The following is a 13,142-nucleotide window of genomic DNA, read 5'->3' as shown; positions in this document are numbered from 1 at the left end:
GAACCAGATGGGAGCAGACTCTTTTGCGGCAATGAGTAGCGAGCAAAAGGCGATCTCGTCCGGGGAATCCTACTCCTATGTTCGATGCATTGCTGATGCGATTCTTCTAGCAGATAGTCGAGATCCAAAAGCGTGGGAAGTGAAGGTTTTTGACGATGCCTCGCCAAATGCATTTGCGTTGCCCGGCAAGAAAATTGGTGTGCATACAGGAATGATAAAACTTGCTCAGAATCCATCACAACTTGCAGCAGTGATGGGGCATGAGGTCGGTCATGTTGATGCACGGCACGGTGCGGAGCGTGTCTCGCTCTCTATGACAAGCCAGTTGGCACAGCAGGCCACTACGGTGCTTCTTGATGGCCATGAATATGAATCTACCGCGCTCGCCGCCCTCGGCTTGGGAGCACAGTATGGTGTGCTCCTGCCATATAGTCGCACCCATGAGAGTGAGGCGGACACGATTGGTCTCTATTTAATGGCAAAAGCAGGCTTCGATCCGTCGCAGGCCGTCGAGTTATGGAAAGAAATGAAGAAAGCGTCGGGTGGGAATGCACCACCGGAATTTATGTCTACGCACCCGTCTAACGAGACTCGAATTCAAGAGTTAACACAAGAGCTGCCACAGGCGAACTCTGTGTATCAGGCGGCGCTTGAAAAGGGCGTCTTACCCAATTGCCGTCGTCCTTAAAGGTGTCTTGAGCACCCTTACGCGAAACTTATTCATTTTGGTGACATACCAACAGCTAAGTACGCGCTGATTAAACGCGGCTGCGAACTGACGGCACCCACAGCTGGTCTGACTTAACATGTCCGCACTCGATTCGTTGAGGCAATCGTTAACGGCGAAAGCAAGGGCATCATGCTCGTCAAACGAGCCCTAATTAAACGCGCTTTTTTTGTTTCTAGGTCGTTCAAGAGCATGTAAAAAGCGATCCACTGCGCTCAGGCCATTCATTTAGGTCACAAGAACTTACAAAAAATTGAACGGTTTTCTTTGGTCTTAGGTAATCTTATCGACTAAGAAGAGGAGTACTTACCTGGAGACTTCGGTTTAAAGAGGTGACCGCTATGCAAGTACGTTCTTTGTTTCGCATTTTGTGTTTGTCTTTCATTTTTACGTCTTCTAACGTCGCAGCAGGCTCTTTAGACGGCTATCTATTTGATACACGACCAATCTTATTGTTCACAAGTTCCTCAACACATCCTAAATTTCTCCAGCAGCTTTCGGCATTTGCACAGTTCGAATGCGAATTTTATAAGCGTGACATTGAGGTTTTGACGGTCGTTGGCAATGGTAATGGAAATGCGGTGATCGATGGCGACATGCTCACCAACGAAGATGTGTCGTTCTTGAGAGATGAGCTGGAGGTTGGAGCGTACTCCGAGCTGCTGGTGTTAGTAGGTAAAGACGGCAGGGTGAAGCTGAGAGCGCACATGCCATTGAATGCGAACGATTTGTTGCGGCTTGTTGACGCGATGCCGATGCGACGCATTGAGAAGGCGACGCGTCCAAACATGAGTTGCAGCGCGGCTTAGGTCTAGTAACGTGCCTTAAGCTTAGGGCTGACTAACCACGCGACTGATGAGTTCAGACTGCGGCTCAAGCAACATGCGGCTGAATCGCATGGACGCAGATCACAACATGGCTTACAACAACGGTTCGATTTATCTTTCGTCGCAGTTCCAAATAATTCGCTGGAAAACGCAACTCTGAGATTTTCTCGATCGACGGTAAAGCAAGGTATGCAGCAGTAAGCATCACGAAACCGACAAGTGAGCCAGCCAAGTACGTTAGTACAGCGACGCATAGTACAAATAGAAAGCTACCAATGGCGAGCAGGAAGCTCTTTGGACGATCATCCTCCGAACTAGGGGTCATCAAACGTCCACCCCAAATTATTCCCGTCATGAAACTAAAGATCATTATGCTATAAGCAAGAAAGCCAATTTGCACATGCAGCAAATATTGCTCTGGTACGAGCCATGCGAGTAGAGACAGAATGACAAACGGAGCGGCCCCCCATGTCATTGTCGCGTTTAATGCAGAAGAAACGGTTTGCATGGTCTGCGAGTCCTATTCAGTTTAGAGTAAAGAATACGGCGTGAGATCGTCTTGAGATCTCTTAAAGAAAGTCCGTCAACAAAATGCCTACACTGTAACGTTGCATGCGATAGTTGTAGTCAATCAAGCTCTCTCCATATCCATCAAAATATTGGACAAGGCCACGTAGACGACCATGAAGTGGAAAGCTGTAAGATAGCTCGAAAGCGCCTTTGTGCGTTTTCGTATTGCTCCGAATAAGTGTACCAATTTGATAGTCTGATCGCTCGTACGCCGCTTTCAGCTCAAAATGGCCGTAATAGTCTTCGATATCCGGGTTGTCGTCGCCTTTTGCAGGAGGCGGCGTTGAGGGATCGCCATCATCCACCTTTTCATCTTCCGGTATTCTGTACCAGGGCTGTATATAAATGGCCCAGTTCGGTCGAATGAAGCCAAGTCCAACATAGGCTCGATTCCAGCTACGGCTAAGTAGCTGACTACGCCCGTTGCTCTCGTGCTCAAAACCGGTTCGGAAGAAGAACGCACCATTCAGATCGGGGAGGTTGATGGGCGTTTGATAGAAAATCTCTGGTCGGTAATTGGTTTCACGAAACGGTGCAGATATCTCGCTATTGTATGCCTGCCAAAATGACTTCATTGTAAAGCCGAAGTAAACACCGTCTTCAGGATGCAGCATACTGGTCTCGAGAAGGGGGACCTTAAAGCTTATCTGGAGTTTTATTTCGGTATTTTCAAAGGGATTTTCTTCCAAATAGTCTGTACCTGACGACCAAGGCTCGTTATTTGGTTTTTCTTGATAGCTAAACGGTAAAATGTAGTTTGAGCGGTGAGGGGTGATAACATACTCTAAGTATTCGGTGTTTCGCTCTTGAGTAAAACGCAGCGGAAGCTCGTCGTACACAGGCGCGGTTGCCTCTTGAACGGGAACAGGGCTTTCGGCTCTTTGTTCTAATTCGGTGGCGCTTTCTTCAGCGGTCGCTGTTGCGCTCCAAATCGTTAAAAACAGTACCGTTAAGCATCGTCCTAGCCGCATTTCTGAAACTCCCAAACGTTCGTTCTAATACTTTGTTCTTTAGCGCTTAAGGTTAGAGGACCTTTCTGCAATTGCGCCTTTGCCTACGCCCTCATAGGCTTTGACGAGGTAATGATTATTTGGTTTCTTCTCGGCGCATTTATTTGCTATGTGCGCGGCAATCAGTTCTACGGTAGAGTCAGTATCAATTATATAGACACGTTTAGTGGGCAGCGTTAGCTTGAATCGCCCTTGCTGAGCTGTATACGCGAAGGTTGTGTGGGGTTTGCCATCAATGTCAGTCTCGTTTTGAATATCGTCCGCAGTACCTAGATAAATATTTCGGAAACAAGCAGACCAATAATCTTCAAGATCGGAGCAGCGCTGGTGGTTCTCGTAGATTTCGATCCTTGAACGATGTCCGTGAACGATACGCTGACAATTGCCTAAATGCTTTTTTAACCCATGGCTGTAGTGATAATAAGCGCCATCGATTTGCTCTTCATAAAGGTGTAGTGATACCCGGGTTACGTTCTCTGGCAAAGCGGGTTTGATAACTGATTCTAGGTACTTGGCAACCGTCTTCGGATTGATTGTTTTCGCTTCAAGCAATACAACCGCATCGCGCGGTGATTCATGCTCGAAGTGGCCAAATTGCGAATCCCACGCAAGACGAACTTTCCGTTGCGTTTTTTCTACATGCAAATTTTTAAGATGTACCGAAAGCGCAAAACGGTGGTCGAGCTCTTGGTCGATGATTTCCTTAATTTGTTTCTTAACGTGTCCGAAATCGAACACCATGCCTTGTTCATCAAGCTCGCCTTCAAGCTCAATGTCGACAATCCAGCTTTCTCCAAGTATGCCGCGCGAAGCATCGAAATACGAAAAATCGATCACAGTTAAATTTTGAACGAAAAGCTTGTTCATGCGCCGGCCTGCTTAAATTGACTGGTTGGTTAGATAAAACGCCGTGGAGTCTACCAAAGTTTAAGCGCAAAACCATCGCTCGCACAGCATTAATTCGCTTGTTATTTGTTGCTCGAAGCGATTGCCGGCTGCGCGTATGCGGATACAACGTTTTTCTGAGCCTGTGAGAGCGAATCTGAGAATGAATCTGCGTTGAGACGTTGAAGTAATAGGTCTGCTGCACTGATCTCTTGTTCGCTTAGGGAGGCGGGGAGGGTGAACTGGTTACACACGAGTTTATTCGCCAACGTGTTTACAGGATAGAGCGCATAGTTGTCTCGGATCTGGCGATCAATCGCGCCTGCAAGAGTATCGGGAAGCTGCTGAATCCCTGGATCAGTTGCTAAGCAAACCGGTTCGCCAAACCGAACTGTAATCTTGCCCTTGTAACCAAGCATTCCATTCAGTATGTCGAGTTTGTCGTTTGCTAATTTTTCATCGGTACTGAGAGTTTCATCTTTGATGAGACGCGTTGCTTTGCTCATGTCACATGGATCCCATTCGTAGGAAAGGGTGACGGGGCAAATGTTTAGCGCATTAGAGGTTTCTACTTGCGACGATTTGTCACTGCCAAGCAGTAGCATTTTGATCAGTGCCGGATTTGTAGAATCAACACCATCAAGGGCACGACCCTCGCGTTGTGCAATCCACACATTATGCTCGAACACAGAATGAACGTGGCGAATATATGCAGCCTGCTTTTTTAGTGCTAGCAGCATTGCCTTGGGGCTTCTAACTGAGCGTGCTACACGGAAGCATTTGTTTAACAATGCCATTCGCGTTCCCGTGACGCTCAGCAGCAGGTTGTCCCCAATCGCGTTATGCGCAGTTGTGTGTCCGCATTTATCCAACGCGATATTGACGAGTAAGGGATCCATGGCAATATCGCGATGATTTGAGACAAAAATATATTTTCGGTCAGAGCTGAGCTTGTCTAATCCTTGAATGCTCAAATTTGAATATGTGCTTGCCAGTTTGGGAACCAATGTCGTGATCAGCCACGACTGAATTTCTTCGATATTTTTACAACGAAACAAGCCTGTTGTTTCGATCTGTTCGCCAGGAAAAAGGTGGCTAAAGACGAAGTCCAGCCGCGTACTATCGTATAGGTCACGCAGCGTACCAGTTACTTCAGAGTCGTCAAAGCAGCGAATGTCTTGGAACTGTTCTTTAAAGTCGGAGTCGAATAGCATGTATTTTTTTAGTCTTGATCTATCCCATTACACTACCACAGCGAGAGAAAATGCCTAGCACCGTTTGGATTCAATTCGTAAAGTTGCCCTTGCTTGGTAAAGTTAAAACGCGCCTTGCGGCGACGATAGGCGATGAGGCAGCACTTGTTGCACATAAGCGATTGACGATTGCGGTAAATACACAATTATCCCGATACATTAGCGAGCAAGGCAATGATCACATCCAGCATCTTTGGCTTGGCGTCGGTGGCGTCGGCGGACACACTTCCGATTCGGCTTATCAGTCAGGGCTTGATGTTTATAAACAGCAAGGCCTGATTTTCCAAGAAGCCTTTTTGCAGGACGGTCAAACTCTGGGTGATCGAATGCGGGTGGCCTTGGGAAAGGGGCTTGAGGTGGCGGATCGAGCGTTTATTGTTGGAAGTGACTTTCCTGTTTTGGATTTGGATTATCTCGCGTCAGCCGAAGAGGCACTTTCGCACGCTGATGTAGTTCTTGGTGCCACGGAGGACGGGGGCTACGGGCTCATCGGCCTAAAGCGGCCGAATACTGCGGGTGACAATTTGCCGCTGTCTTTGAGCGGTTTTCGTGATGTACTCTGGGGAACAGATGAAGTTTGCCAGCAAACTCAAGACATTATGCGGAGCGCGGGCTTGAAGACTCATCTACTAGCAACACGTTTTGATGTTGACGACGAAGTAGATTGGAGGCGCTGGCAAGCCAGCGCCTGGAATAACTAATTCGTTATACTTTTGTTGCGAATAAGTCTATTTGGTTAATCGTATTATCTACCGAGGTGTCGATCTTCGGATCTTTTACAGAGATTAAACCGGCCTTTTTTAGTAAACCATAGGACTTATCTACATCGAAAAACGCCAGTTTGTTTTTGAAAATCAAATCTCTGCAACCGGAACCACTGTAGAACTGAGGGTTATCGAATAATCGCTCCCAGAGTTCACTAGAGCGCTCAAGCAAAATAGAGTTTCTGATAAGGCGAATGTTCTCAAGGCTCGGGTGCATCCCTCTTGCGCGTACTAGGTCGCTGAGGATCCCGGTGATTTCTCGACTTGCAATTCCCGGAAGAATAACACGAGCAATGCCATCACTCGACAATAGCTTCATCCACTCATCGAGGTGTGCAAAATCGAACCCTTCACCGAACTCTATATAGTCAAATGGCTCTAGGTCTTGCGGAGGAAGCGCATAGTCAGCGACCGCGTAGCTCAGATTTGTTAGGGCGAGTGATTTAACCTGCGCATGGGCATAGGCCATATCGACTTGATTAGAATCCGCAGCAAAAATAGAGACAGACGAAAACTGACTCGCATATTGGAATGCTTTTTGGCCTGAGCCACATGCCAGCAAAAGAACCCGTATTGTTTTGTTATGCCACGAACGAGGGGGTGTCTGCGGAGCCAGTTGCTGCTGCATTGTTTGGAAAAAACTCACTTGCCTTGGAGCAGGAATCGGCTTCCAGCGCTTGCTACTGCGCGTGATTCCATTGTCGAGCAGTTCGGTCATGGTTTGGCCAAAGAGTTCGTGCCGTGCTTGGTGCTCCTCACTTAGCTCGTAAAGAGTGACCTTCATAAGATTCTGCATACCTGTTGGCCACTCGAGGTGTTCAAGTGCCAATAGTTCAAATGAAAAACTTTGAACATATAGTGCTTCGTACATCGCAAGAATGATTAAAGCGCCCGCAATATCATCAACCGCAATACCTTGGTAACCGATTTGCTGAGCGACTTTCAGTTTTAGTAAGCCAATCTCTTTTTCTTCATCTTGATTCAGTACGAGTGCGTAATCGGTATGACTGGCGTAACAGCCGATAGCCATGGCAAGAGGAAGCAGGGCGTCACGCAACGATTGGCCAATAACAGCTTCGGTTAAAATTGATAGGCGAAGCTGTGTGACTAACTCTTCAAAGTGCGGTTCCGCAACGACGCCAGTTTCAAGGATGGCAATAAGCAGCTGATCCTGAACGAGTTGATTAATGTCCAACACACAGTCTGGATTCTTAAGGTCATATTTGTGCGTCAGCAGCTCTGCTGAGAACTTAACAATTCGACTCGTATCGATGTCGTTGAGCGATAACAAATACAGTACAAATAGCTCAAGCTCCTGTGTGTAGCTGTTGCAACTCAGATTTTCGATGCACTCTGCTGTTTGGTCATGAATTAGGGCATCGCTGTGCCCAAATGCAATGATGCTTCGGTAGTGCAGAAAGGCCTTGTCATATTGACCCAACTGAAGCATGCAGTATGCAATGCCAATAAATGCGGAGAGATTATGTTTGTCGAGTCTGAGGACCTCAGCAAAGTATTCGTCTGCTTGCTGATAATGACCGAGAGTGGCTTCGGCATTGGCTAAATTGAGCAGGTACGTTGCCTTAGATGTCTCTAAATTGTTTGCACGGGTAAAATAATCTTTTGCCAATTGATGCAAAGAAAGGTCGAAAGCAATACGACCCGCAAGGTTAAGCGCTGACGCTTGCGGCAAGTCTTCGTCAAGAATCGATTCAATACGAGAGAGCAGCTCATTTAAGAGGCTGTTGCGGATATAGTCCGCCGCATTCTCTTCCTGTTGAAGCGTATTGTAGTCCTGGTTTACTTGAACCAGGCGCCGAGCAAGATCAGCAGCTTTTTCGCGGCTGACTCGAGAACTTTGATGGACAGTCATTGAGCCGTTTTGTTGCAGCATGAGGTAAACCTTTTCCGCTATTTATCAAATTAGAAGAGTTCAAAATCACTTACACTCTGTACAGCGAAGTACGTGCCAATCTTGGTGACATTTACAAATAATTAGACGGCGTTAATTAATTGATTTAAAACAAAAAAACCGGCCAAAGGCCGGTTAAGACGGTGACATTAATAAAACGAAAAGGCTTACTGAAGTAGCTGAAGTACGTTCTGCGGTTGCGCGTTTGCCTGGGTTAGTATCGACAAGCCAGCCTGCTGAAGTACCTGTGTTCTGGAAAGTTCTGCGGTTTCTGCAGCGAAGTCTGCGTCACGGATACGTGAATTAGACGCCTGCATATTTTCAGAGGCAATTTGTTGATTCTGAATGGTTGATTCGAATCGGTTTTGGATAGCCCCCAAGTTAGCACGCTGAAGGTTGACCGTATTCATTGCGTTATCAACAGAGTCGAGTGCCGCAAGAGCGCCCGCGACAGTTCTTATATCAATATCTTTAACGAGGCTTCCATCTTCAGCGGCGCCATACTCTCCAACCCCAAAGCCTGAGTTAGCGATATTGCCAGTCAGGGTTTCGAGCGTTATCTTGCCTGCTGCTTCGAGAGTGATCGATGACTGTGTGGTTCCCGCAGTAGGAAGACCTAAGTTTGCTGCTGTAATACCTGTATAGGTGTCAAGCGTGATGTTACGGCCGTCTTCAGCAATTAGGCGATACGTGGAGCCGAACGCTTCTGCCCTTACACCAGTCTGACCTGCTTTATTGTTGAAAGCAGTGATCATTGCATTTTGAATGTCGGTCGCTGTATCCGATGCGCCAATCGAAATATTGACGACCACGTCATTCACTTCGAAGCTGCCCGCGTTCGCGCCGGTGGCAAGTGCTCCACCGTTAATGATGTTTTGGTTAATAACCGCAGTGACGCCCGTTTGCTCACTAACGTTGTTGATCGCAGCCGCTTTTGCAATAGCGCTTTGCTCAGGGTTGTCAGTGGATGCTGTGTCGTAAGTATTTAGGGACGGGCCAACCGGGACACCGTTGATGACGATATCACCACTTGCTAGTGCGACTGCGGGAGAAGGGTTGCTCACGACGCCAGAATTCGAGCCACTGAACGTGCCGACTGCAAGTCCTGCGTTCGTAATGTCACCAGTCGTCGTATCTAGTCCAATAGCAGAACCATCATTGGAGACAAGCGTGAAAGAGCCGGTGTACGTTATGCCTGGTGCCGCTGCGCTATCCGCTAGACCAACCGTGTTAGAGTTGACCGTTCCGTTTGCAAGGATGATGTTTCGGCCATCTTCTGCAACAAGCTGTATGCCCTCATTGGGGTTGTTGTTGTAAATCGCAGTGACACCTGTCTGGCCGCTTTTCGCGTTGATAGATTCAGTGACTGCGTTTAGGTTGACCGATTCGCTCAATGCGGCATCGGTGACCACTTGGATAGTGATGCCGTTAACGACAATTGTTCCGTCAACGTCTGCAGACGTAAACCCGTTACCGTCTACAAAAGTACCTTGGACAGTAGCGCTTACGCCGGTATCGTCAGATACGGCATTGATCGCTGCGGCTTTCGAAATGGCAGACAAGTCATTGTTGCTGCTCGAGAATGCATCGTCTGTGCCTGATGATGCGCCAACGGCGATCCCGTTAATAACGAGATCTCCTGCACTCAAAGCAGCAACAGGCGGTGTAGCGGCAGTGCTGCCAGGTGAAGAAGAAATACCATCAGCAGGTGAAACGCCGAGCTGACTCGAGTTTGTGCCTTCGATGCCGAAGCTCACGTCTTCGCCTTCGTTTGCGCCAATCTGGAAAGTCACATCGCTGAAGGTGCCATCGAGCAACTTCGTGCCGTTGAATTGCGTTTGCTCTATAACGCGAAGTATCTCAGCTTTAAGTTGCTGCACCTCCTCGTTGAGCGCGACACGCTCTTGCTGACCGTTGGTCGCGTTTGCAGACTGCAGTGCAAGGCTTCGAATTCGCAATAGATTATCGGTCATCGAGCCAAGGGCGCCTTCAGCAACCTGAGCGAGTGAAACGCCATCGCCTGCATTACGGATCGCTACGGACAGGCCTTGAACTTGGGCAGAGAAGCGCGTTGAAATTGCCAAGCCTGCGGCGTCGTCTTTGGCGCTATTAATCCGCAACCCTGAAGAGAGTCTCTGCAATGCTTGTTGGTTTTCACCTTGCGACTTATCCAGGTTACGTTGCGCGTTAATTGACGCGATGTTGGTATTAATTATTTGTGGCATGGTTTTCCCCTCTCGCCATACAAACAGGCATTTTCGAATTCATTTTCGGCAGATGTCTTACAAAGCGGCCGTTTGTATCGAAGAAAGCTAAAAGTGTGCCAGATAAGTTTTTAGTAGATTAAAGTCATTGCAAAACAATAAGTTATATCTTTTTGCGTCCGGAGTGCGTGAAAGGCCTAGGATATATAATGGCGTGTTTTCGGCACGCGTTTGCCGCTTTTAACACGTCTTAACACTCCGTAACAATATACTTGCCGTTTTAGGTAAAGTTATTTTTTTGGGTGCCGTTAAACATCTCAACTAGTTCGACTATCGAGAAGTTTCTTGCAGTCTGAACTACGATGTAGAACAGCAGATTGCTCAACAGGAGAGACGATATGCCTCAAATAATTAATACAAACATTGCATCCTTGAACGCTCAGCGTAACTTGGATAAATCACAGTCCGCTCAAGATACTGCACTTCAACGCCTTTCTTCTGGTTTGCGTATTAACAGTGCAAAAGATGATGCAGCGGGCCTTTCGATCGCTAGCCGGCTAGATACACAAGTCCAAGGGTTGAGTGTTGCTTCGCGTAATGCTGGTGATGGCGTATCTCTCGCGCAGATAGCGGAAGGTTCTATCGAGTCGATAACCACTAACTTGCAGCGTTTGCGTGAGTTGGCAGTTCAATCTGCGAACGGAACGAACGGTGATTCAGAGCGTGCATCTCTAAACGCTGAAGCACAGCAGCTGATCGAAGAAATTGATCGTACTGCATCGAATGCTTCGTTTAACGGCGTAAAGCTTCTTGACGGTTCATTCCAGAACAAAAACTTCCAGGTTGGCGCGAATGTCGGCGACGAAGTGAATATTTCACTTAGTTCAGTCGGCACCGAGACGCTTGGCGCGACAGAATCATCTGGCATCAGCTCAACAGCAGATCAAACGGCGCTTACGGGTACCGCATCGACTGCGTTGGTTGCTGGCGATATCGTAATCAACGGTGTAGCGATTGGCGCTTCAGATGGTGCTGTAGATACACAGTCTACAGGTTATGCTTCTTCAGGTGCGATCGCGAAAGCAGATGCCATTAACGCTGTTAGCGATCAAACAGGTGTTGTTGCAACGGTTTTAGCTAACTCGGCTGAAGGTACAGATGTTGCAGATGGTGCTGGCGCGGTTGCAGCGACCGATATAGACATCAACGGCGTAACCATTTCTCTTAGTAAGTCTGCGTCGGGTGACGCTTTCAACGATTTGTCAGGTGTTGCTGAGAGCATTAACGATAAAGCGGGCGCGACTGGCGTGACAGCAACTGTTGTCGCTTCTGATGCAGGCGCACGTATCGACTTAGTTGCAGAAGATGGTCGTAATATTACGATCGTTGGTGCGGCAGCAGGTACTCTTGGTCTGGCGACTGGTCTTGGTACTTCAGGCGGCGCGGCAACAACGGGTAACACTTACATTGGTAACTATTCGCTTTCTAGCCTTGATGGCAGTGACATCAACATCACGTCGAACACTGGTGATATTGATAACGCAGGCTTCGAAGCGGGCACGTTTTCGGGCGCAACGGCTGGTGCAATCGGTAATACACGTGAGGCGCTCACTGGTGCTGGTACTCTAACTCCTTTGGTGGCAGGCGACTTGACCATTAATGGGGTGGTTGTAGGTGCTACTAGAGCATCTGACGATACGGCATCTACTTCTGATGAAGACGGCAGTGCAATTTCCATCGCTGCAGCAATTAACAGAGTTGCTGATAAAACAGGTGTTACCGCAGAGGCAGCGCCAAATACCAAGTACAGCTCGGCAGTAACGCAGGGCACTGACTTGGCGATTACCTTGAACGGCGTAGCCATTGCTGCAACGTCCACGGGCACGCTAGCGAGTGAAGATGTTGCACTTTATGTAGATGCGATCAATGCGGAAACTGGTCAAACAGGCGTTCGCGCAGAAGTACTTGACGATGATCAGTACACGTTGATTGCAGATGACGGTCGAAACATCGTCATTACAGGACAAAGTGCCGCTGAAGGTCTAGGTGCTACGGATCTTGTATATGCAGGTTCGGTTGTTCTTTCCTCAGGTGGTGAGTTTACGCTTGGTACGAGTACAGGTGATATCGAAAATGCAGGTTTCACGGTCGGTACCTTTGGTGCGAGCGAATCTGGTACGTTGTTGAAAGACGTTGATATCTCTACGGAGGCCGGCGCTAAAGCGGCGATCACGGCTGCGGATAATGCGCTTGGTCAGGTTAACTCGGTTCGTGCGAGCCTCGGTTCAATCCAGTCTCGTTTTGAGAACGTGATTACCGCGAACGCATCAACGATTGAAGCTTTCTCTGCTTCTTCTAGCCGAATCAAAGATGCAGACTTTGCAGCAGAAACGGCCGCTCTATCAAGAGCACAGGTTCTGCAGCAGGCTGGTATCTCTGTGTTGGCCCAGGCGAACGCAAGACCTCAGCAGGTTCTTTCGCTTCTCCAGTAATAGAGTAGCTTGATGTTTAACGCTGGTATTTGTTGAAGGACGGTACTGGCGTTAGACTTAAGGCGGGTAAGAGGATGCAACATGAACGATCTTAAAGTTGTCAGTACAGACTTTGGTATGAAGCAGGATGCTTCTGCCGTGTCGCCTAGTAAGGCTTCGTCTGAGGCTGTCGGTTTATCGCCTGAACTTGAAGTTAGTCAGGCATCAGAACAGGCGCTTGAACGTACTGAAAAGTCCGCTGAAAGTGTTGAGCAAGCCGTAGCAAGTCTGAATGAATATGTTCAATCAGTGCAAAGAGATCTCAAGTTTCAACTTGATGATCAGTCTGGTAAGACAATAATTACCGTCTATGATGGTTCAACCGAAGAGGTTGTTCGTCAGATACCGGATGACGTTGTTCTGCGTTTGGCGCGGGACTTGCAACAAGATCAGCCAATTAGTTTATTCAATGCAAAAGTTTGATTAGACCGGCGGTTACCGGAAGTTCTGGGTAGGGAA

The 13,142-nt window shown here is 47.9% G+C and carries 11 protein-coding genes; 5 read left to right on the top strand and 6 right to left on the bottom strand.

The window, feature by feature from the left end; genetic code table 11:
• A partial coding sequence (locus A3750_RS09965; protein WP_068548223.1) for a M48 family metallopeptidase occupies positions 1 to 688 on the top strand: 688 nt, incomplete at its 5' end.
• Between the two features lie 380 nt (positions 689 to 1,068).
• A complete protein-coding gene (locus tag A3750_RS09960) occupies positions 1,069 to 1,536 on the top strand; it encodes a DUF4174 domain-containing protein (RefSeq protein WP_068457614.1) in 468 nt (155 codons plus the stop codon).
• Positions 1,537 to 1,600: 64 nt separating this feature from the next.
• On the opposite strand, the gene A3750_RS09955 is transcribed toward A3750_RS09960, so the two are convergent.
• From A3750_RS09955 to A3750_RS09940, 4 genes are all read right to left on the bottom strand, one after another.
• Positions 1,601 to 2,062, bottom strand: coding sequence for a DUF3429 domain-containing protein (locus A3750_RS09955; protein ID WP_068457617.1), 462 nt, complete (start codon positions 2,060 to 2,062; stop codon positions 1,601 to 1,603).
• A 61-nt stretch (positions 2,063 to 2,123) separates the two neighbouring features.
• Positions 2,124 to 3,095, bottom strand: a complete 972-nt coding sequence (locus tag A3750_RS09950) for a phospholipase A (protein ID WP_068464249.1) — start codon at positions 3,093 to 3,095, stop codon at positions 2,124 to 2,126.
• A 39-nt stretch (positions 3,096 to 3,134) separates the two neighbouring features.
• Positions 3,135 to 4,001, bottom strand: a complete 867-nt coding sequence (locus A3750_RS09945) for a 6-carboxytetrahydropterin synthase (RefSeq protein ID WP_068455485.1) — start codon at positions 3,999 to 4,001, stop codon at positions 3,135 to 3,137.
• A gap of 101 nt (positions 4,002 to 4,102) precedes the next feature.
• Complete coding sequence (locus tag A3750_RS09940) at positions 4,103 to 5,233, bottom strand: hypothetical protein (RefSeq protein WP_068455482.1); 1,131 nt, start codon at positions 5,231 to 5,233, stop codon at positions 4,103 to 4,105.
• Between the two features lie 50 nt (positions 5,234 to 5,283).
• Here A3750_RS09940 and A3750_RS09935 point away from each other — a divergent pair, with 50 nt between their 5' ends.
• On the top strand, positions 5,284 to 5,973 hold the full coding sequence (locus tag A3750_RS09935) for a DUF2064 domain-containing protein (protein WP_068455479.1): 690 nt from the start codon (positions 5,284 to 5,286) through the stop codon (positions 5,971 to 5,973).
• A 4-nt stretch (positions 5,974 to 5,977) separates the two neighbouring features.
• Here the strand turns inward: A3750_RS09935 and A3750_RS09930 are convergent, their stop codons facing one another.
• Entirely contained in the window at positions 5,978 to 7,930 is a 1,953-nt protein-coding gene (locus tag A3750_RS09930; protein WP_068464246.1) for a tetratricopeptide repeat protein, read from the bottom strand.
• A 185-nt stretch (positions 7,931 to 8,115) separates the two neighbouring features.
• The gene (locus tag A3750_RS09925) at positions 8,116 to 10,173 is read right to left on the bottom strand and encodes a flagellin (RefSeq protein ID WP_068458716.1); all 2,058 of its coding nucleotides are present in this window, start codon (positions 10,171 to 10,173) and stop codon (positions 8,116 to 8,118) included.
• A 377-nt stretch (positions 10,174 to 10,550) separates the two neighbouring features.
• Here A3750_RS09925 and A3750_RS09920 point away from each other — a divergent pair, with 377 nt between their 5' ends.
• Both A3750_RS09920 and A3750_RS09915 read left to right on the top strand, forming a co-directional pair.
• On the top strand, positions 10,551 to 12,644 hold the full coding sequence (locus tag A3750_RS09920) for a flagellin (RefSeq protein WP_068458717.1): 2,094 nt from the start codon (positions 10,551 to 10,553) through the stop codon (positions 12,642 to 12,644).
• A gap of 81 nt (positions 12,645 to 12,725) precedes the next feature.
• Entirely contained in the window at positions 12,726 to 13,106 is a 381-nt protein-coding gene (locus tag A3750_RS09915; protein WP_068458718.1) for a flagellar protein FlaG, read from the top strand.
• Positions 13,107 to 13,142: the final 36 nt, after the last annotated feature.

The sequence above is a fragment of the Oleiphilus sp. HI0079 genome, from assembly GCF_001635105.1.
This window is presented reverse-complemented; position numbering and strand designations above follow the sequence as displayed.

Coding starts and splice junctions, on each gene's coding strand:
- A3750_RS09960 (WP_068457614.1), top strand. CDS start 1,069: ATGCAAGTACGTTCTTTGTTTCGCATTTTGTGTTTGTCTTTCATTTTT.
- A3750_RS09955 (WP_068457617.1), bottom strand. CDS start 2,062: ATGCAAACCGTTTCTTCTGCATTAAACGCGACAATGACATGGGGGGCC.
- A3750_RS09950 (WP_068464249.1), bottom strand. CDS start 3,095: ATGCGGCTAGGACGATGCTTAACGGTACTGTTTTTAACGATTTGGAGC.
- A3750_RS09945 (WP_068455485.1), bottom strand. CDS start 4,001: ATGAACAAGCTTTTCGTTCAAAATTTAACTGTGATCGATTTTTCGTAT.
- A3750_RS09940 (WP_068455482.1), bottom strand. CDS start 5,233: ATGCTATTCGACTCCGACTTTAAAGAACAGTTCCAAGACATTCGCTGC.
- A3750_RS09935 (WP_068455479.1), top strand. CDS start 5,284: ATGCCTAGCACCGTTTGGATTCAATTCGTAAAGTTGCCCTTGCTTGGT.
- A3750_RS09930 (WP_068464246.1), bottom strand. CDS start 7,930: ATGCTGCAACAAAACGGCTCAATGACTGTCCATCAAAGTTCTCGAGTC.
- A3750_RS09925 (WP_068458716.1), bottom strand. CDS start 10,173: ATGCCACAAATAATTAATACCAACATCGCGTCAATTAACGCGCAACGT.
- A3750_RS09920 (WP_068458717.1), top strand. CDS start 10,551: ATGCCTCAAATAATTAATACAAACATTGCATCCTTGAACGCTCAGCGT.
- A3750_RS09915 (WP_068458718.1), top strand. CDS start 12,726: ATGAACGATCTTAAAGTTGTCAGTACAGACTTTGGTATGAAGCAGGAT.